21 protein-coding genes and 1 pseudogene are annotated in these 17573 nt (G+C 61.5%); 9 read left to right on the top strand and 13 right to left on the bottom strand.

All coding sequences use genetic code 11. The features are described 5' to 3' along the window. Positions 1–16 precede the first annotated feature (16 nt). Genes AC04SG_RS15860 through AC04SG_RS15870 form a run of 3 tightly spaced genes read right to left on the bottom strand, consistent with a single transcriptional unit; the run spans position 17 to position 2459 of the window. On the bottom strand, positions 17–1057 hold the full coding sequence (locus tag AC04SG_RS15860; protein WP_488551811.1) for a zinc-dependent alcohol dehydrogenase family protein: 1041 nt from the start codon (positions 1055–1057) through the stop codon (positions 17–19). A gap of 39 nt (positions 1058–1096) precedes the next feature. Further along, entirely contained in the window at positions 1097–1747 is a 651-nt protein-coding gene (maiA, locus tag AC04SG_RS15865) for a maleylacetoacetate isomerase (protein WP_488551812.1), read from the bottom strand. A gap of 4 nt (positions 1748–1751) precedes the next feature. Continuing rightward, entirely contained in the window at positions 1752–2459 is a 708-nt protein-coding gene (locus AC04SG_RS15870) for a fumarylacetoacetate hydrolase family protein (RefSeq protein ID WP_488551813.1), read from the bottom strand. A gap of 208 nt (positions 2460–2667) precedes the next feature. On the opposite strand from AC04SG_RS15870, the gene AC04SG_RS15875 reads away from it, so the two are divergent. Then, complete coding sequence (locus AC04SG_RS15875) at positions 2668–3351, top strand: response regulator (protein ID WP_023681717.1); 684 nt, start codon at positions 2668–2670, stop codon at positions 3349–3351. A 105-nt stretch (positions 3352–3456) separates the two neighbouring features. Here the strand turns inward: AC04SG_RS15875 and AC04SG_RS15880 are convergent, their stop codons facing one another. The 4 genes from AC04SG_RS15880 to AC04SG_RS15895 form a co-directional block, all read right to left on the bottom strand. Further along, a complete protein-coding gene (locus tag AC04SG_RS15880) occupies positions 3457–3885 on the bottom strand; it encodes a hypothetical protein (RefSeq protein ID WP_488551814.1) in 429 nt (142 codons plus the stop codon). A 49-nt stretch (positions 3886–3934) separates the two neighbouring features. Then, positions 3935–4240, bottom strand: a complete 306-nt coding sequence (locus AC04SG_RS15885) for a DUF6392 family protein (RefSeq protein WP_488551815.1) — start codon at positions 4238–4240, stop codon at positions 3935–3937. Positions 4241–4391: 151 nt separating this feature from the next. After that, on the bottom strand, positions 4392–5735 hold the full coding sequence (locus AC04SG_RS15890; protein ID WP_488551816.1) for an ATP-binding response regulator: 1344 nt from the start codon (positions 5733–5735) through the stop codon (positions 4392–4394). 4 nt (positions 5736–5739) lie between these two features. After that, the gene (locus tag AC04SG_RS15895) at positions 5740–6846 is read right to left on the bottom strand and encodes an FIST N-terminal domain-containing protein (RefSeq protein WP_488551817.1); all 1107 of its coding nucleotides are present in this window, start codon (positions 6844–6846) and stop codon (positions 5740–5742) included. Between the two features lie 325 nt (positions 6847–7171). Between AC04SG_RS15895 and AC04SG_RS15900 the strand changes: the two genes are divergently transcribed. From AC04SG_RS15900 to AC04SG_RS15915, 4 genes are all read left to right on the top strand, one after another. After that, the gene (locus AC04SG_RS15900) at positions 7172–7672 is read left to right on the top strand and encodes a (2Fe-2S)-binding protein (RefSeq protein WP_112565388.1); all 501 of its coding nucleotides are present in this window, start codon (positions 7172–7174) and stop codon (positions 7670–7672) included. Between the two features lie 108 nt (positions 7673–7780). Beyond that, positions 7781–10132 (top strand): xanthine dehydrogenase family protein molybdopterin-binding subunit, encoded by a 2352-nt coding sequence (locus AC04SG_RS15905; protein ID WP_488551818.1) that lies wholly within the window; start codon positions 7781–7783, stop codon positions 10130–10132. A gap of 12 nt (positions 10133–10144) precedes the next feature. Next, positions 10145–10942, top strand: a complete 798-nt coding sequence (locus AC04SG_RS15910; protein ID WP_477341932.1) for an FAD binding domain-containing protein — start codon at positions 10145–10147, stop codon at positions 10940–10942. 35 nt (positions 10943–10977) lie between these two features. Continuing rightward, positions 10978–11088: an MFS transporter small subunit gene (locus tag AC04SG_RS15915; protein WP_488551819.1), complete on the top strand. Its 111-nt coding sequence runs from the start codon at positions 10978–10980 to the stop codon at positions 11086–11088. Between the two features lie 17 nt (positions 11089–11105). Here AC04SG_RS15915 and AC04SG_RS15920 read toward each other — a convergent pair whose 3' ends face one another. The 3 genes from AC04SG_RS15920 to AC04SG_RS15930 form a co-directional block, all read right to left on the bottom strand. Then, on the bottom strand, positions 11106–11594 hold the full coding sequence (locus AC04SG_RS15920) for an SRPBCC family protein (protein WP_488551820.1): 489 nt from the start codon (positions 11592–11594) through the stop codon (positions 11106–11108). Between the two features lie 73 nt (positions 11595–11667). After that, positions 11668–12159: a GNAT family N-acetyltransferase gene (locus AC04SG_RS15925; protein ID WP_488551821.1), complete on the bottom strand. Its 492-nt coding sequence runs from the start codon at positions 12157–12159 to the stop codon at positions 11668–11670. Beyond that, the gene (locus AC04SG_RS15930; protein ID WP_488551822.1) at positions 12156–12914 is read right to left on the bottom strand and encodes a copper homeostasis protein CutC; all 759 of its coding nucleotides are present in this window, start codon (positions 12912–12914) and stop codon (positions 12156–12158) included. The genes AC04SG_RS15925 and AC04SG_RS15930 overlap by 4 nt, the downstream gene beginning before the upstream one ends. Positions 12915–13115: 201 nt before the next feature. Between AC04SG_RS15930 and AC04SG_RS15935 the strand changes: the two genes are divergently transcribed. Next, entirely contained in the window at positions 13116–13544 is a 429-nt protein-coding gene (locus tag AC04SG_RS15935) for an SRPBCC family protein (RefSeq protein WP_488551823.1), read from the top strand. A gap of 32 nt (positions 13545–13576) precedes the next feature. Here AC04SG_RS15935 and AC04SG_RS15940 read toward each other — a convergent pair whose 3' ends face one another. Together AC04SG_RS15940 and AC04SG_RS15945 are read right to left on the bottom strand one after the other, a co-directional pair. Continuing rightward, positions 13577–14008: a cupin domain-containing protein gene (locus AC04SG_RS15940; protein ID WP_488551824.1), complete on the bottom strand. Its 432-nt coding sequence runs from the start codon at positions 14006–14008 to the stop codon at positions 13577–13579. A gap of 64 nt (positions 14009–14072) precedes the next feature. Next, positions 14073–14234, bottom strand: coding sequence for a hypothetical protein (locus AC04SG_RS15945; RefSeq protein ID WP_210388284.1), 162 nt, complete (start codon positions 14232–14234; stop codon positions 14073–14075). 254 nt (positions 14235–14488) lie between these two features. Between AC04SG_RS15945 and AC04SG_RS15950 the strand changes: the two genes are divergently transcribed. Beyond that, positions 14489–14866 carry a hypothetical protein gene (locus AC04SG_RS15950; RefSeq protein WP_488551825.1) on the top strand — a complete coding sequence of 126 codons (378 nt, stop codon included), beginning with the start codon at positions 14489–14491 and terminating at the stop codon, positions 14864–14866. Between the two features lie 1324 nt (positions 14867–16190). Then, a pseudogene (locus tag AC04SG_RS15955) lies at positions 16191–16396 on the top strand (IS1 family transposase); the annotation flags it as partial. Here AC04SG_RS15955 and AC04SG_RS15960 read toward each other — a convergent pair. Then, the gene (locus AC04SG_RS15960; protein WP_112563427.1) at positions 16393–16581 is read right to left on the bottom strand and encodes a DUF1059 domain-containing protein; all 189 of its coding nucleotides are present in this window, start codon (positions 16579–16581) and stop codon (positions 16393–16395) included. The pseudogene AC04SG_RS15955 and the gene AC04SG_RS15960 sit on opposite strands and share 4 nt — an antisense overlap. Positions 16582–16999: 418 nt before the next feature. Here AC04SG_RS15960 and AC04SG_RS15965 point away from each other — a divergent pair, with 418 nt between their 5' ends. Then, positions 17000–17164: a hypothetical protein gene (locus AC04SG_RS15965; RefSeq protein ID WP_488551826.1), complete on the top strand. Its 165-nt coding sequence runs from the start codon at positions 17000–17002 to the stop codon at positions 17162–17164. Positions 17165–17573 lie beyond the last annotated feature (409 nt).

Raw genomic sequence — 17573 nt, forward strand, 5'->3', positions numbered from 1 at the left:
GAGGGCGGCTCCGCCCCTAAAACTTCGTCACAACCCCAATGCCGATGCCCTCGAACCCGCCCATCGCCATCAAGGCAGCCGGCGCTTCCTCAAGACTGATCCTCTTGCCGACCAGCAGTTCCGGCTTGAGCTTGCCGGTGCGGATCATCTCCATCATTGCGGGGTAGCGATAGGCCTGCATGCCGTGGCTGCCGAGGATTTCGAGCTCGAAGGCGATCACCTTGTCCATCGGCACTTGCGGGCGGGCGTGTTCGCCCAGCATCAGGCCGACCTGCACGTGGCGGCCGCGCCGGCGCAGATTGGAAATCGAGTTGAACGATGTCGTGGGATGGCCGAGCGCGTCCATCGACATATGCGCGCCGCCATCGGTGATCTGCTTGACCGCCTTGACGACATTCGGCGTGGTCGAGGCGTTGATGGTCGCCACCGCGCCGATCTTTTTGGCGAAATCCAGCTTCTCGTCGGTGAGGTCGATGGCAATGACATTGGCGCCCATGGAACTGGCGATCATGATCGCCGACAGGCCGACGCCGCCGCAGCCATGCACCGCCACCCATTCGCCGGGCGTCACCCGGCCCTGGTCGACGATGGCGCGAAACGAGGTGACGAAGCGGCAGCCGAGGCTGGCGGCGGTGGCGAATTCCATCTCCTCGGGCAGGCGCACAAGATTGGTGTCGGCATGGTCGATGGCGACATATTCGGCAAACGAACCCCACGCGGTGAAGCCGGGCTGCGATTGGTGCTCGCACACGTGATGATTGCCGGAGGTGCACTCGAAACAGCGGCCGCAGCCGACGCAGAACGGCACGGTGACACGCTCGCCGGCCTTCCAGCGGGTCACCCGCTTGCCGACGGCGACAACGATGCCCGCCAGTTCGTGGCCGGGAACATGCGGCAGGGTGATGCCGGCATCATGACCCATCCAGCCATGCCAGTCGCTGCGGCAGAGCCCCGTCGCCTCGACCTTGATGACGACGCCGTCGGCGGCCGGTTTGGGATCCGGCACGGTCTGGATCGTCGGCGCTTCGCCGAATTTCTCGAAGACGACAGCTTTCATCAGGTGGTCCTCATGCTCTGCGCCAGCAACATTACGCTTCTATTCCGCATCTATCTGGTTCTCCGGCGCTGCCTTCTGAAAGGCCGGCAGCGCCATGCAGGCGGCGTGGATGCGCGAGATCGTGGGATAGGGCGTCAGGTCGACGCCGAAACGGGCGTTGCTGGTGATCTGGGCAACCAGGCAGATGTCGGCGAGGCCCGGCGCGTCGCCGTGGCAGAAGGTGCCGGTCTCTGGCGACGAAGCCAGAATCTTTTCAAGCGGCTGAAAACCTTCGTTCACCCAGTGGCGGAACCAGTTGACGACATCCTGGTCGCCGGCGCCGAACAAGGTGCGCAGCGAGGTCAGCACGCGCAGATTGTTCACCGGGTGGATGTCGCAGGCGATCATCTGCGCCAGCATTCGCACGCGCGCCCGGCCGAGCGCGTCCTTCGGCAACAGCGGCGGTTCGGGATTGGTCTCGTCGAGGTATTCGATGATTGCCAGCGACTGCGTCAAAAGCGTGCCGTCGCCAAGGATCAGCGCCGGCACCAGCCCCTGCGGATTGACGGCTAGGTAAGCCGGCTCCAGATGGTCGCCATGGCGCAGATGATGCGGCACGTAATCGTAGGCCAGCCCCTTCATCTCCAGCGCGATGCGCGCGCGGTAGGAGGTGGAGGAGCGATAGTAGTTATGGAGGACGAGGTCGCTCATCGGATCACGGCTTGCCCATGGAATCTTGGCCGACAGTGATCTCGATCGTGCCGATGCCGTCGACGCCGCCGGTCATCGTCTGGCCGGGCGCCACCGCGCCGACGCCGGCCGGCGTGCCGGTGAAAATCAGGTCGCCCGGTTGTAGTGCAACCGACTCACTGCAGATCGAAACGATATCGGCGATCGGCCAGATCAGTTCGGCGAGATCGCCATCCTGTTTCACCGCGCTGTCGACGGCGAGCCAGATGCGGCCCTTTTGCGGATGGCCGGATTTCTGCGCCGGCACCAGCGAGCCGCAGGGCGCCGAGCGGTCGAAGGCCTTCGACCAGTCCCAGGGACGCGCCGCTTTCTTGGCCTCGTCTTGCAGGTCGCGGCGGGTGAGGTCGATGCCGACGCCGTAGCCCCAGACATGGTCGAGCGCTTGCGCGCGGGGAATGCGGAAGCCGGCCTTGCCGATCGCCGCAACCAGCTCGATCTCGTGGTGCAGGTTTTTGGTCAGCGGCGGGTAGGGGATCGTGCTGCCGCTGTCGACCACCGCATCGGCCGGCTTGGTGAAGAAGAAGGGCGGGTCGCGCTCGTCATTGCCGAGTTCGCGGGCATGCGCGGCGTAGTTGCGGCCGACGCAGAAGATGCGGCGCACCGCAAAACGGTCGGCCGAACGGGCGATGGCGACCGACGGGATTGCGGGCAAGGGGAGGACGAAGTCTGTCATGCGCGGTCTTTCTGCTTCAACTGCCGGCACATTTGACCGATTTGGACCGCCGGGCAAGGCATGAGCGTCCGCAAAAGCGTCGGCGCCGCCTTGATTGTTTGGAAGAAGTCGGCTTCGCCTCCGGGGTTAAGATGGCGATAGACTATTTGCCAATAAGCTGGCCATACCAGCGGGAGTATCCTGTCCAGGAAGGACTGAAACGAACCCCATGACCGCAATCAACGATCGCGCCCGCTTCCTGATCATCGACGACCATCCGCTGTTTCGCGAGGCGTTGCACAGCGCCGTGCAGATGGCTTACCCGGAAGTCGACACGGTGGAGGCGCGCTCGATCGCCGAAGCGCTCGATCTTCTGGGTGGGATAAAACCGTTCGATCTGGCGCTGCTCGATCTCAACATGCCCGATGTGCATGGCTTCGACGGGCTGCTGCAGCTCAGGACCCGCCATCCGCGGCTGCCGGTGGTCGTCGTGTCGGGCTATGAGGAGCCGAAGATCATCTCCGAGGCGCTGTCCTATGGTGCTGCCGGCTTCATCCCGAAATCGGCGCGCAAAAGCGATCTCGCCGCCGCCATCCGCTCGGTGATGGAGGGCGCGATCTATGTGCCGGAAAACTACGAGGGACAGCCGCCGGACGCCGACAGCACCGACCGCGCCGACATGGTGCAGCGCCTGGCCAAGCTGACGCCGCAGCAGCTACGCGTGCTGCAGATGCTGCGCCAGGGCCTGCTCAACAAACAGATCGCCTACGAGCTGCAGGTCGGCGAGACCACGGTGAAGGCGCATGTCTCGGAGATCCTGCGCAAGCTCAACGTCTACAGCCGCACGCAAGCGGTGATCGAGGTGTCGAAGCTGGACAATGCGGAGCTGTTCAGGGATCAGGCCGGGTTCTGATCGGGTGCCAATGGTCGGGCGAGCATGGCCGAGATGCGCTGTTCGTAAGGTGTGAAGAGCGGGTTTTGCGTAATTGCACAAGGTTTGCTGATTTCTGTCGGTATATTAGAATGATATAGACGAAACTATTGTTCTTGCTTCTTCCAATTCCTCATCCATAAGATGTTGCGCTTCATCAAGCGAGATGTATGTGACGAGCGCAAAATCATTTCCGTCTGATAAGTACCACGCAGACAGCACTTGTTTTTCGATCTTTGATAATACACCAACACACATTGTGTCATTAAATTTCTTGGCCCAAATATTCTTGGTATCTATATCGTTTTTTTGACAAAACTCGAGCATAAATGACCTAAGAACGCCAAAATCTGCGTTTGGCTTTTTCCCGCCTCGATACTTTGCAATAGAGAATTGAACAGCGCTGACGCCCGAAGCCTTAGTTATGGTGGGCGGTGATCCTGCAGGAAGGTCGTCAGTTATGTCTTCCCACCCGACGGGCGCGTCGAAGGTGATGCCATGGAATTGCACTATCATTGTGGGTTTCGCGGGTCTCTCTGTCACGCATGGGCAACGCTTCGCACAGTCACGGCACCGCGTCGGCGCGCATCAGCGTCACCCTCCTTATCCGATCTGCATGAGCCTGATATTCGATGTGTATTGAATGATCCGCCTCGTCAAATCGGTCCCAAGGACCGTATTCACCCAGAATGGGATCTGTCCGTGCGGCGCCGCTTTTTGAGGGCGTGCCAAAACTGCTCAGCACGCCGTTGCGACTGGATGAGAAGGGAATGTGCCAGAGGTCCCGATCCAGATTGTCGGCTTCTATGAATATGCAGTCTATCTTGTCGTCGATATCGGAGGTGATGGAAAAATTATTGGGCTTAGACACATAGTTTATGCGGATTTCCGGCAGGTCATCATCGATCGTTTTTTAAACTTCCAGGACATGAAGGGTGATGACGCCAGGAGCGATGAAGCCGGCTTTCCTAGGTAGCCAAGAATATTATTAGCCATCGGTTCTACCTACCGCACAACCTGTTTCAGGCCAGCAAATGCGCCAGCAGCGCCCGCAACTGCGCCGGTTTCAGCGGCTTGCGCATCAGTTCGATGCCGGCGGCGCGGGCGGCTTTGGCTACGGCTTCGGAGGCGTCGGCGGTGACGATCAGTGCCGGCACGGCGCGGCCGATATAGTCGCGGACTTCGGCTATTGTTGCGGTGCCGAGGTCGCCGTCGTCGAGATGCTGGTCGGCAATGACGATGTCGGGCACCCAGTCGGTGTCACCGAGCAGGCCGAGTGCGTCCTCGGTCGAGGTGGCGGCGCGCACCAGGCATTGCCAGCGCTCGAGCAGGAAAGTCATCGCCTGCAGCACATCGGCGTCGTTTTCGACCAGCAGCACCTTGGTGCCGAACAGGCCGTAGCCGCGCGGACGCTCCATCTCGGCAAGGCTGGCGATGGCGTCGGCGCTGGCGCCAATGCCGACCGGAACATCGATGTGGAAGATCGTGCCGCGTCCGACCTTCGAGGAGAACGTCACGGGATGGCCGAGCGCGGCGGCCATGCGCCGCACGATGGCAAGGCCGAGCCCCAGCCCGCCGCCGGAGATTCCGGCATCGGCCGGAATGACGGAGCCGCGATGGAACTCCTCGAACACCGCCTCGCGCTGGTCGTCGGGAATGCCGCAGCCGGTGTCGGCGACGTCGATGCGGATGGTATCGCCGCGATGCCTTGTGCCGACCAGCACGCCGCCCGAACGGGTGTAGCGCAGTGCATTGGACAGGATGTTCTGCAGGATGCGGCGCAACAGCGTGCGGTCCGAACGCACCACGGCGCTGACCGGGCGGAATTTCAGTGTCAGCCCCTTCAGCTTGGCAACCGGCTGGAAATCCGAGCGTAGCGAGGAAAACAGCGTCTCCAGATTGACGTCGCCAATGTCGGGCTGGACCACGCCGGCATCGAGTTTGGAAATGTCGAGCAGCGTGCGCAACAGGTCTTCCATGGTCTCCAGCGAGCGCTCGACCTGACGGACGAGTTTCTTGCCCTCGTCACTGGTCTGCACTTCGGCCAATGCCGAGACGGAGAGGTGGGCGGCGTTCAGCGGCTGCAGCACGTCATGGCTGGCGGCGGCCAGGAACCGGGTCTTGGACAGGTTCGCCAGTTCGGCGTTTTCCTTGGCGGCGCTGAGGTCGATGTTCGACTGCTCCAGCCGGCGCAAGGTGGAGTGCAGTTCCTCGGTGCGGATGCGCACCCGGTTTTCCAGCGAAATCGCGGTCTGGAACAGCGAGAAGGCATTGCCTTGCTGGTCCATCGAGCGCTCGACGCGGCTGACCAGGGCGGCGTTGATCTTCTTCAGCCTGTCGACGTCGTCTATATCCCTGAGCGGCATGGGTCTATTCCGCCGCCTGGCGCTCGCCGAAAGCGATGCCGGTGAAGGTCTGGTTGAGGTGCATCGAGCGGTACTGTTCGCCATAGGTGCCGAAGCCGATGACGTTGTTGACCCGGTAGAGTTCGGAGATATCGCGGAAGACCTGGCGGTTGCGCGCATCGAGCCGGCGCAGCACGCAATCGAAACCGAGGATCATGTCGATGCCACCCAGCCGCTCCTCGACGTCGCGCAGTGCGGCACGCGTCGATTCCACCATGTCCTTGGGCTGGGCGATGGACAGCACGACACCGTCGTCGATGGCGCAGAAGAACGACAGCGAGCCGTCGGGATGCATCTTCTGGATCGAGCGGCAGTAATATTCGCCACCCACCTTCACCACCACCGGATGCGAGGCGAAGCTCATCGGCGTCAGGGTCTGCGCGACGATGCCGACCGAGGCGGCATATTCCTCGGCCGCATTGGTGGCGTTGAATTCGCGCACGGTGCGGTGGTCGGGATCGGATGCCGTCACCACCAGCTTCTCGTCTGTGGGGACGAAATTGTCGGTCTTGAAGACATGGAAGGGAATTTCGGTTGATATCAGCACGATGATGGCGCTGTCGGAGGCCACCTTGCCGTTCGAGATCAGCCTGGTGGTTTCGAATTTCAAATCGTCGCCCGCCGAACCGCCGATCAGCGGGATGTCGTCCAGCCCCCAATGGATGGCCGAGGTCACAGCTTCCTCGGCAAAGGACAGGCCGTCGATGAAGCAGAGCGCAAAGGTGCTGTCGGAATGGCAACTGCCGATGCGCCCGTGCAGCAGGCGCCGCAAGGCCTCGACTTCACCGGTGATCCTGTCCATGCCCGACGAGGAGAGATTGTCGACCATGGCGCTGACCGCGCAGAATGAGGCCGAAGGAAGCAGAAGAGCCAGCACATGGCCTTCCTCCAGTCCCTGCGGGGTGATCTCGCCGGCAGTCGAACAGGCGGCATAGGCCAGCGTCGGCGCATGGGTCTTCAGCGCTTGCGACAGGGCGGTGGCGTCGACCAGGCTCTGCGAGAAGAACAGCAGCGCAAAGCCGGCGTTGATGGAAGCGGCCTCGGTGGCGACCGCCCGGGCGAATGCATCCATGTCAGGCTCGTCTGTGGTGAGCGCCGACAGACCGGATGCATAGCTCGTCCGTGAACTGGCCAGCAGCTTTCTCCGCATTCCTCCGACGCATTTTTGTGTGCGCCTGTTTTTATGTCTTTTGGCGCCAGCGTCGATGACATTGTTGCCTTCAATCCGCGCTTTGGCAATGGGGCGGACGAGCCGATAATTTTCGTTTTGTCCATGACCGAAAGTACAATGAGCACCGTGTGTTTTTTGCGCGTTGTGCGGTGTACGAATAGCGCCTGGCCGAGCGCCAAAGCCGCATCGGCAGCATGATTACCGAGGTTATACCCAGGGAGGATGCATGTCGGACGTTTCGTTTGTCGTGAACGGAAAACGGGTCAGCGGCGCTGCCGAGGACCGAACGCTTCTGGTTCATTTCCTGCGCGAAAATCTTGGTCTCACCGGAACGCATGTCGGCTGTGACACCTCGCAATGCGGCGCCTGCGTCGTGCATGTGGACGGCAAAGCGGTGAAGTCGTGTTCGATGCTGGCCGTGCAGGCCTCCGGGTCGACTGTGGTGACGATCGAAGGGCTCGCCAACGGCGCCGACCTGCATCCGGTGCAGGCCGCGTTCAAGGAACATCATGGGCTGCAATGCGGCTTCTGCACGCCAGGCATGATCATGACGGCGACCGACATGATCGCGCGCCATCCCGAAGGCCTCGACGAAGCGACGGTTCGCACCGAGCTCGAAGGCAACATTTGCCGCTGCACCGGCTACCACAACATCGTCAAGGCGATCCTCGCCGCATCGAAGACGATGGCGAAGGCGTCGAAGGGCAGGGCAAAACAGGCAGCTTAGGGAGTAGGCAGTAGGGAGTAGGGCAAACGGCCATACTGAACCGCGAGATTTCCCCCTACTGCCTAACTCCCTACTCCCTATTCCCTTAAATTCCGGAGGAATTTTCTTATGGGTATTGAAGGTATTGGCGCACGCGTGGCGCGCAAGGAAGACAAAAGGTTCATCACCGGCGCCGGCCGTTATGTCGACGACATGGTGGTGCCCGGCATGAAGCATGCCGCTTTCGTGCGCAGTCCGCACGCGCATGCGCAGATCAAGAAGATCGACGTCAAAAAGGCTCAAGGCATGCCCGGCGTCATCGGTGTCTTGACCGGCAAGGAACTCAAGGCCGACGGCATCGGCAACCTGATCTGCGGCTGGATGATCCATTCCAAGGATGGCTCGCCGATGAAGATGGGCGCCTGGTCGCCGCTCGCCGTCGACAAGGTGCGTTATGTCGGTGACGCCATCGTCATCGTGGTGGCCGAGACCAAGGGCCAGGCGCGCGACGCGGCCGAGGCGGTCGAGATCACCTACAAGGAATTGAAGGCGGTGGTCGATGCCACCAAGGCGCTGCAAAAAGGCGCGCCGCAGGTCCATGCCGAGGCCGAGGACAATCTGATCTTCGACTGGGAGATCGGCGACGCCAAGGCGACCGATGCGGCGATCAAGGCCGCCGCCCACGTCACCCGCATGAAGATCGTCAACAACCGGCTGGTTCCCAACGCCATGGAGCCGCGTGCGGCCCTTGGCCATTACGACAAGGCCGAGGACCATTACACCTGCTGGACGACCTCGCAGAACCCGCATCTCGCGCGGCTGGTGATGAGCGCCTTCTACAATGTCGCGCCGGAAAACAAATTGCGCGTCATCGCGCCCGATGTCGGCGGCGGCTTCGGCTCGAAGATCTATATTTATCCCGAAGAGATCGTCTGCCTGTGGGCGTCGAAGAAAACCGGTGTGCCGGTCAAATGGGTGGCCGACCGCACCGAAAGCTTCCTAACCGACGCGCATGGCCGCGACCATGTCTCGACGGTCGAAATGGCGTTCGACAAGAACAACAAGATCACCGGCTTCAAGGTCGACACCATTGCCAATCTCGGCGCTTACATGTCGCTGTTCTCGTCTTGCGTGCCGACCTATCTCTACGCGACGCTGCTGTCGGGCCAGTACAACATCCCGACGATCCACGCCAATGTACGCACCGTCTACACCAACACCGCACCGGTCGACGCCTATCGCGGGGCAGGACGGCCGGAGGCGACCTATCTGCTGGAACGCACCATGGAGACGGCGGCGCGCGAACTCGGGGTGTCGCCGGCCGAACTGCGGCGCACCAACTTCATCACCTCCTTCCCGCATCAGACGCCGGTGATCATGAATTACGACGCTGGCGACTACGGCGCTTCGCTCGATGCGGCGACAAAGGCGTCCGACTATGCCGGCTTTGCCAAACGCAAGGCGGCCGCCGCCAAGCAAGGCAAGCTACGCGGCATCGGCATGAGCTGCTACATCGAGGCCTGCGGCATCGCGCCGTCGGCGGCGGTCGGCTCGCTAGGCGCCGGCGTCGGTCTGTGGGAATCGGCCGAGGTGCGGGTCAACGCCGTCGGCACGATCGAAGTGTTGACCGGCTCGCACAGCCATGGCCAGGGCCATGAGACGACCTTCGCGCAGCTCGTCAATCAGCGCTTCGGTGTGCCGATCGACTCGGTCTCGATCGTCCATGGCGACACCGACAAGGTGCAAATGGGCATGGGCACCTACGGCTCGCGCTCGGGTGCCGTCGGCATGTCGGCCATATCAAAGGCGCTCGACAAGGTCGAGGCCAAGGCCAAGAAGATCGCCGCCCACCTGCTCGAGGCCGACGAGGGCGACATCGTCATCGAGAATGGCGAGGTCAAGGTCGCCGGCACAGACAAGAGCCTGCCCTGGTTCCAGGTGGCGCTTGCCGCCTACACCGCCCACAATCTGCCGGCCGGCATGGAGCCGGGGCTGAAGGAAACGGCGTTCTACGATCCGGCCAACTTCACCTTCCCGGCGGGCTGTTACATCTGCGAGGTCGAGATCGATCCGGAAACCGGCATGACAGAGATCGTCCAGTTCGTCGCCGCGGACGATTTCGGCAACATCATCAACCCGATGATCGTCGAGGGCCAGGTGCATGGCGGCATCGCCCAGGGCATTGGCCAGGCGCTTCTGGAAGGCGCGCATTATGACGCCAGCGGACAGCTGCTGACGGCGAGCTACATGGACTACACCATGCCGCGCGCGGGCGACCTGCCGTCGTTCAAGGTTTCGACCTCCAACACGCCGTGCCCGAGCAATCCGCTCGGCATCAAGGGCTGCGGCGAGGCTGGCGCGATCGGCTCGCCGCCGGCGGTCATCAACGCCATCACCGACGCCATCGGGATCACCGACATCGCCATGCCGGCATCGCCGTCGACGGTCTGGGCCGCGATCCGCGCGGCGAAGAAGCACTGAGGAGGAACGAAGATGTATTCGGTCAATTACCACCGCGCCACCTCAGTCGCTGACGCCGCCAAGCTGATCAAGAACGGCGACGCCAAACTGCTTTCGGGCGGCATGACGCTAATCCCGGCGATGAAGACCAGGCTTGCAGCACCTTCCGACCTGGTCGACCTGTCGCGGATCAAGGAGTTGCAGGGCGTCAAGGTGTCGGGCAAGACCGTCACCATCGGCGCCGCTACCACTCATTACGACGTCGCCAATGACGAGAAGCTCAGGAAGGCCTGCCCGGCATTTGCGCATTTGGCGTCGCTGATCGGCGACCCTGCCGTGCGTTACAAGGGCACGATCGGCGGCTCGGTCGCCAACAACGATCCGGCCGCCGACTATCCGGCGGCACTGCTGGCGCTGGGCGCTACCATCGTCACCAACAAGCGCGAGATATCAGCCGCCAAATTCTTCACCGGCCTGTTCGAGACGGCGCTGAAGGATGGCGAGATCATCACCGCGGTAAGCTTCACCGCGCCGGCCAAGGCGGCTTACGAAAAATTCCGCAATCCGGCATCTCGCTATGCGATCGTCGGCGTGTTCGTGGCCAAGGGCAAGGACGGGGTCAGTGTTGCCGTCACCGGCGCCGGCGATGACGGCGTATTCCGTTCGAAAGAGATCGAGGCGGCACTGGCGAAGAACTTTGCCGCATCGGCGCTCGACGGCGTCAAGGTTTCGGCGAAGAATTTGATGACCGACCTCCACGCCTCAGCCGACTACCGCGCCAGCCTGATCGCAGTGATGGCAAAACGCGCGGTGGCGGCCGCCAACGCCTGAATTTTTCTGACATGAGTGACTGGAAAGGGGCCTTCGTGGCCCCTTTTTATACGCTCAAGCTTACGCTCGCCTGGCTGCTCGTCGGCTTTCCGCTGCCGTGGGGGTTCTGGATGACCGTCAACAGCGCCACGGCGCTGTTCCAGTAGCGCTCAGCGAGACGGCATCAGGCTGCTTCGCCCTTCTTCTGCGCCGCGAGATAGCGGCGCAGGCCGGCTTCGCCGCGCGGCGTCGTCCAGCGATGGTTCCAGGCAAAGGCCGGCCTGAGCAACGGCGCCAGGAATTTGAGGATCGGCCTCTCGACCGTCACCTGCCAGACGAGATCGACGTGGGTGCCGGTTCCCGAAGGCGACAGTTCCGCCCGCCACAGGCCATCGAAATCGCCGAATGTCTTGACCACCACCAGCCGGCCGGGCTCGAGCTCGGCCGCCTCGATGATGAAGTTCAATTCATAGGGCAGGGCGCCGCGCGCCCGGGCTTTGGCGCGCGAGCCGACGACGCCCTTGCCCTTGCGGTCGAGCGGCACGACCTCCTTGTAGACGTCGCCCCACCACAGCGGCAGCAATTCGGCGTCGGAGAGCACGCCCCAGACCTGTTGCGGCGTCGCCTCGGGAATGTCCCAGCTTTCGTCGAAGCGGAAGACGTTGCTCGGCATTGGTGTTTCGCCCCCGGCTGCTGGAAGCCGCTACATTAGTTCTGGCTTGTTTACGGCACCAGAGCCGCTCGTGTCAGCCGGCGATCTGCCTGAGGTAGTAGCGCACCGCCTTCATGCCGCCATGGATCACCGCGTCGCCGACCTCGGCAAAGCCGAGCGCGGCGTGGAAGGCGTCCGAAACCGGATTGGGCGGGTCGGCATTGACCTCGCAGGTGACGATGCTGTGGCCGGCGCGGGCGACCTCTGCGAACAGATCCTCATAAAGCCGCCGGGCATGGCCGCGGCCGCGGGCCTCGCCGGCCACGACGACGCGGTCGACATAGACGAAGCGTGGATAGCGCTCGCGGAACCAGAGGAAGTTCGGGCTATCGTAGCGGGCATCCTGGTCGAAGGTCATGATAAAGGCTTCGAGGGATCCGATGCGCCTGATGTAAAACGCTTCGCCAAGCAGGAAGGATAGCCGTTCGGGTTCGAGCCATGACAGTTCGGCCGCATGCTCGTTGTTGAGCGCGAGGATCGCCGCTTCGTCCTGGGGCGAGACGCGGCTGATCGGTGCGGCCGTCATGTCCTGACTGCCGCAATCGTCGCCGCCACCAGCGCCGCGTCGGTCACCGTGGTGCGGTACTCGCGGTCGAGATCGGTGCCGCCCATCCCGACGTGCGGGTTGCGGTAGGTCATTGTGCTCGGCACGTCCTTGAGCGCGGCGAAATGCATTTCCGTCAGCCCGGTGGCTGCCAGCACCCCAGCGATGTTTCCGGGATCGAGAGCGCCGCAGCCGAGGATGATGATGCGGCTGCCGGCCTGGCGGACCAGCTCCGCCAACAGGCCGGCGCCTTCCACCGCGGTGTCCCTCTGGCCGCTGGTCAGCACGCGGCCGACCTTGCAGCGGATCAGCGCTTCCAGCGCCTCGGCGGGGTCGCCGGTCATGTCGAAGGCGCGGTGGCAGGTGACGGCGAGCGGACCGGCCGCCTCGACCAATGCGCCCATGCGCGCCTCGTCGATGGTGCCATCCGCATTGAGGCAGCCGACGACGACACCGGCGACGCCGAGGTCGCGAAGTGCTGCGACATCGGCGAGCATCGAGCGGTATTCGGCCTCGCTGTAGAGGAAATCGCCCCCGCGCGGCCGCACGATGACATGGAAGGGAATGGTCGCGCTCTCGAGTGCGGCGCGCACCGTGCCGAAGCTGGGCGTGATGCCGCCTTCGACCAGGCTGGCGCAGAGCTCGACCCGGTCGGCGCCGGCGGCCTGCGCCGCCAGCAATCCGTCGATGCCTTCGACGCAGATTTCGATCAGGGGTGGGCGCGGCTCTTTGGTCACGGGCAATCCAGTCAATGGTTTCGCGCAAAGCCCTAGCATCGGGCCGGTTGGCGCGAAAGCGCGAACAGCGTGCCGCCATTTGGGCCAGGAGGCCAATTCCCGACTTGACAGTTCAATAACCTGCCAGTTATGAATTAACCCATAGCTGATTGGTTATTGATTATGCTTGAGAAGCGGCTGCAACAAAGAGGAGCAAGGCACATGACGGAAACCAAATCGATCGTCGTCGAGCGTCTGATCCCACATTCGGCGGAAAAGATATGGCGTGCGCTGACCATGCCCGAGCTCATCGCCGAGTGGCTGATGCAGAATGACTTTTCGGCGGAAGAGGGGCATCGCTTCACGTTCCGGGCGGCGCCGGTGCCAGGCTGGTCCGGGATGACGAACTGCTTGGTGCTGAAGGTCGAGGAGCCGCACCTGCTCGCCTACAGCTGGGGCGACGGGACGGAATCAGACAGCGGCTTGAAAACCGTGGTGACCTGGTCGCTCATACCCGAAGGGGCGGCGACCCGAGTGCGAATGGAACAGTCTGGGTTCCGGCCCGCCGACGAGCGTGGCTATGTCGGCATGGGAAGCGGCTGGCCGCGCATCCTCGAGCGGCTTGAGCAGGTGGCCGGCAAACAAGGCTGACAATCAGCCTCTTTGCCGCCGATCTCCGCCGGCTATTGCTGCAGCACCGTGTTCTTGGCGCCTTGCTCGACCTGGTCGATGACCAGGAGCTTGACCGGGCCGTCGCCGATATTGGTCGCCTGGTGCCACTGGCCGATCATCTCGACGATGAAATCGCCAGTCTTGTAGGTGTTGCTGTTGCCGGTCTCGACATTCGTCACCTTGAGCGTTCCAGCCTCGACATAGGCGTAGCGGGCAAACGGGTGCTTGTGCACCGGCAGTGTGGCGCCCACCGCAATATCGTAGGTCGAGACCAGCACCTGGACATTTTTCTGCGGCAGCACGATCGGCTGGCCGGAAGCCGTCTGGGTACGATCGGCAAGCGGCGTCACGACGACGGGTGGACTGGAACTGTCCAGTGCGGCAGCAGGGTTTGCAGACAGCGCTGTCGCGAGCAGCAGTGCCGATGCCAGAATCTTTCGCATGGGTCCTCCAGGTTTTGCCTACACCGTCCCGCAGCAGGGATGAACGCGAGCTGGCGAGCCTTGGCTATCTGTACGCCTTGAAGGCAATCAGACCAGAGAAGACGATTATCGCCATCAGGATCAGCACCCACGCACCGACGTTACGCGAAAGGCGCCTCCGGCGACCGCGCACGGCCTGGTCCCTCCAGCGTTTGGCCTGATCAGCCCCTATATTCAGTTTGTCCATTTTGCCTTCTCCCCGCGATCACAATGCGGTTCATGCCATTTGGAGTCCAGATGTTGTCCCTGCCGTCCTATCGCCGCCCCTCTGGACATCGCTTCGGGGCTTTGCACAGAGCTAGTTTCTTCTGCGCCGATGGCATGTCGCGCATCTCAAAGGATCGTTTCCATAGGCCGATTCCAGATCGAACTGAATTCGATGTGAATCCCTGCTAAGCGTGGGCAAGGCTTCATCAAAATGAACGGCGACATGGTTCACGAATGTATGGAATCGATGGATGGAACAGCATCGGGAGTTTCGAGGTTGCGGGAATGTGTTGGCTGGGAGATCGCCCAGGTGCGCGGTCCGCGAAAGCGATCATCGAGGTCGAATGCGCTGAACGTGTAGCCAAGACGGCCAGATTGAAATCGCTTCGCATGGCGCAAATTTTGCTGGAGGCGGATCCGTACGTTTCATTCAACGAGGAACTCGACTGCTCGGTGCTTGTCGCCGTACTGGCGCGGGAACCTAAACGCCCACGTCCCGAATCCAGCGTGGGCCATCACCGGCTGCTGGATCCCAGCACGACTATTCCCTTTTTTCCATCAAAGTCTAACGACTGGAAAAGTGCATTGGAAAGCACTTGTCGTAACCGTTGATTCAACCATTGCTGGTATTGAGAGGAGGTGTGGGAGCGGCTCCGACAGTGCGGCGGGGGTTGGGTGCCGGAGCCGCCTGCGCAGCCGGTTGGGATTTGACCGCGCCGTCCTATTCTGGGACAGCGCGGTCAATGATTCGTTAAAATTCTCCGGATCTAATTTCTCCGTATCTAATTAAGTGTATACTAATTGAATTGTCGGTTGGCGGCAGGGGCACTGCGCAACGCGATTACGCGATGCTGGGCGCGACATCCTGGGGCAATGATTCGGCCGGCGGCAGTTCAGCCAAGCGCTTCTTGGCGCAATGCCATCTTCACGTTGGTCGACGACGTAAAGGGGCCGGCGCCGCAATGGAGGTTGCCTGATCAGCGCCGGCCAAGCGGGTATCGGGTCCGCCGCAGCTGCAGCGGTAGCTGATTCTTGACGTAACGTCATGCCGTCCTGTGATGGGCACAATCGCTGGCATTGAAGCCAATCTGGTGAAGCCTTCCCGCCCACCAATGACGACAATTGGCGGTTCGATGTCCGACATCGTCGACAAGTGAGGGCCGTCAAAGTGAATTGGTTAACAGATTGGCAGAACGGCCTCTGATTTGATCGGGGGAAGACTTGGCACCTTTTGTGCAAGTCTGGAATTGCCGGCTAATCCCGGCCCTGATTTGTGTGACAAATCGGGATGGGCTCGTCGGGAGTTGGGGGTTGGGGCCAACATCCGGCGAGTTCCGGTTCACAATGGAGATAGCTGCCCAAAGGCGAGACCTGACCTTCGAGGATCATTGTCCCGGCTCAGCTAAGCGCATGGGCTCGGCGACTTTGGTTGCAAGCACAAGATGCACGAAATCAAACCGGCGCCTAGGCAGTCGGGTTTGGGGCTTTACCTGCCTAAGCGCCGGCCGGGCGGAATTGACCCACCGCTGTAGGACCTAGCCGACTTTCGCCGTACCTTCGTCATGCGTTTGAGCAGGAGAGATCAAAACTGGGCCGCCAACCGACGGCGGCAAGCGATTCCGCCAAGCAATCAGGTCTGCCGTGTCTATAGTGCCCGTCGCCAAAATTACAGGTTGGCCCGAGAGGCAGAGAAGCGGCGCGAGACCTATTTCGGGAGCGAGTTCAGAAACGCTGAGAGCGCAGGAAAGATTGCTGGCTTGCCGGACATAGTTATCTCCATCGGGCGTCCCCACGCTCGAGCAAAAATACGAAGATATTAGCAGTCGCGCAATTAGGACCGAAGGTCTCAGTACACTGGGTAGTGGGTCAGTTTGGAATTCCGTCCCGATCACAATAGGCGTTTTCGCCTATGCGCCGTCTGGAAATAGGCGGAATCAACGGCTTTTCCAAGAAGGTGGAAGCCCACGCCAACGCGGTTGCCCTCCACTTCATGTATTACAATTTCGTTCGTTGCGCATGACCCCGGCCATGGCTGCCGGCGTCACCGGCAAGCTTTGGGAGATCGCGGACATCGTTGCGCTGATCGAGGCGAAGGAAGCCGAAAAGCCAGTAGTGTGTGGTCCCTACAAGAAGCGCGCCTAACCAGCGACAATCAGCTTCTGGACTTGATCCCGATCCCCTTGTGACCATTGTTTCGGGTCTTCCCCGTGAGCAACTTCGGCGTGAAGTTCGACGTGCTTCATTACCTCGGACGCGCTCTCTGCCGTGAAGCTCGCCGGGCAAGATTCCATCCCCGGATAATCCCTGCATCGATACGTGTATGGCATTGCTGCCTCCGTATATTAGCGAACGCTATAGGAGAGCGAGCGAATGCCGATTTTGTCAACGAATTTCAAACTGACCCACTACCGTACACTGGGCCTAAAGGCGGTCTAGCGATCGCCCACAGTTCCGGATGGAATCTAATCGGCGTGTCAGGGACTCAACCCCGCCGCGCTATGGTATTTCTGGCTGTGCTTGGGCCTTGTCGTAACCGTTGATTCAACCATTGCTAGTAATAAGACGGATGTGGGAGCGGCTCCGACACACTGGGCTGGGTAGGGCGCGTTTGCCGGAGCCGCCTGCGCAGTCGGTTGGGATTTGACCGCGCCGTCCTATTTTGGGACAGCGCGGTCAATGATTCGTTAAAATTTTCCGGAACTAATAAAGTGCATGCTAATTGAATCGCCGGTTGGGGGCTGGTGCATGCGTTTGAAGTTTGTCGAGCTGTTGATGCCGACCCTTGTGGTGAAGCCTCCCGAGGGCGATGCCTGGATTCACGAAGTCAAATTCGACGGGTATCGATCGCAGATAGTGATCGACGAAGAGGGCGCGCCTTTTCACCCGCCGCAGCCTGGACTGGACCTCTAATATCGCGACCTCACCGCAGCAAGTGCCGAGGTCGGCGCCGAGAGCGCAATCATCGACGGCGAGATCATCGTTCTCAAAGGCCCTGTTCGACTTCGCGGCTTTACGCAAAGCGATCACCTGCCGGCAGCACGACTTGTACTTCGTGGCATTCGACCTGCTGCACCTAAACGGCCATGATCTCCGCGAGATGGGCCTGGAGGAGCGGCTGGCGTCAAGTTGGGCCGCGTCGCGACCGTGAAGCATATTCGCGGCGAGCAGGACTTGCGGCACGCCTCGTTACAGGATTTCCGAGAGGAGACATGATGCTGTTTCGTTGCGGAGATAGAACGCTTCGACCGACGATTAACATCCCTTATCGCCGGTTTTTGTCCCGCCGCCCTTCGTTCGTTCGAAAAGGCGACGGGACACC

It is taken from the genome of Mesorhizobium sp. CNPSo 4684 (genome assembly GCF_057784315.1).

Coding starts and splice junctions, on each gene's coding strand:
- AC04SG_RS15925 (WP_488551821.1), bottom strand. CDS start 12,159: ATGACGGCCGCACCGATCAGCCGCGTCTCGCCCCAGGACGAAGCGGCG.
- AC04SG_RS15935 (WP_488551823.1), top strand. CDS start 13,116: ATGACGGAAACCAAATCGATCGTCGTCGAGCGTCTGATCCCACATTCG.
- AC04SG_RS15965 (WP_488551826.1), top strand. CDS start 17,000: ATGCGTTTGAAGTTTGTCGAGCTGTTGATGCCGACCCTTGTGGTGAAG.
- AC04SG_RS15940 (WP_488551824.1), bottom strand. CDS start 14,008: ATGCGAAAGATTCTGGCATCGGCACTGCTGCTCGCGACAGCGCTGTCT.
- AC04SG_RS15900 (WP_112565388.1), top strand. CDS start 7,172: ATGTCGGACGTTTCGTTTGTCGTGAACGGAAAACGGGTCAGCGGCGCT.
- AC04SG_RS15880 (WP_488551814.1), bottom strand. CDS start 3,885: ATGATAGTGCAATTCCATGGCATCACCTTCGACGCGCCCGTCGGGTGG.
- AC04SG_RS15875 (WP_023681717.1), top strand. CDS start 2,668: ATGACCGCAATCAACGATCGCGCCCGCTTCCTGATCATCGACGACCAT.
- AC04SG_RS15860 (WP_488551811.1), bottom strand. CDS start 1,057: ATGAAAGCTGTCGTCTTCGAGAAATTCGGCGAAGCGCCGACGATCCAG.
- maiA (WP_488551812.1), bottom strand. CDS start 1,747: ATGAGCGACCTCGTCCTCCATAACTACTATCGCTCCTCCACCTCCTAC.
- AC04SG_RS15950 (WP_488551825.1), top strand. CDS start 14,489: ATGTATGGAATCGATGGATGGAACAGCATCGGGAGTTTCGAGGTTGCG.
- AC04SG_RS15870 (WP_488551813.1), bottom strand. CDS start 2,459: ATGACAGACTTCGTCCTCCCCTTGCCCGCAATCCCGTCGGTCGCCATC.
- AC04SG_RS15945 (WP_210388284.1), bottom strand. CDS start 14,234: ATGGACAAACTGAATATAGGGGCTGATCAGGCCAAACGCTGGAGGGAC.
- AC04SG_RS15905 (WP_488551818.1), top strand. CDS start 7,781: ATGGGTATTGAAGGTATTGGCGCACGCGTGGCGCGCAAGGAAGACAAA.
- AC04SG_RS15910 (WP_477341932.1), top strand. CDS start 10,145: ATGTATTCGGTCAATTACCACCGCGCCACCTCAGTCGCTGACGCCGCC.
- AC04SG_RS15960 (WP_112563427.1), bottom strand. CDS start 16,581: ATGCCATACACGTATCGATGCAGGGATTATCCGGGGATGGAATCTTGC.
- AC04SG_RS15895 (WP_488551817.1), bottom strand. CDS start 6,846: ATGGATGCATTCGCCCGGGCGGTCGCCACCGAGGCCGCTTCCATCAAC.
- AC04SG_RS15920 (WP_488551820.1), bottom strand. CDS start 11,594: ATGCCGAGCAACGTCTTCCGCTTCGACGAAAGCTGGGACATTCCCGAG.
- AC04SG_RS15890 (WP_488551816.1), bottom strand. CDS start 5,735: ATGCCGCTCAGGGATATAGACGACGTCGACAGGCTGAAGAAGATCAAC.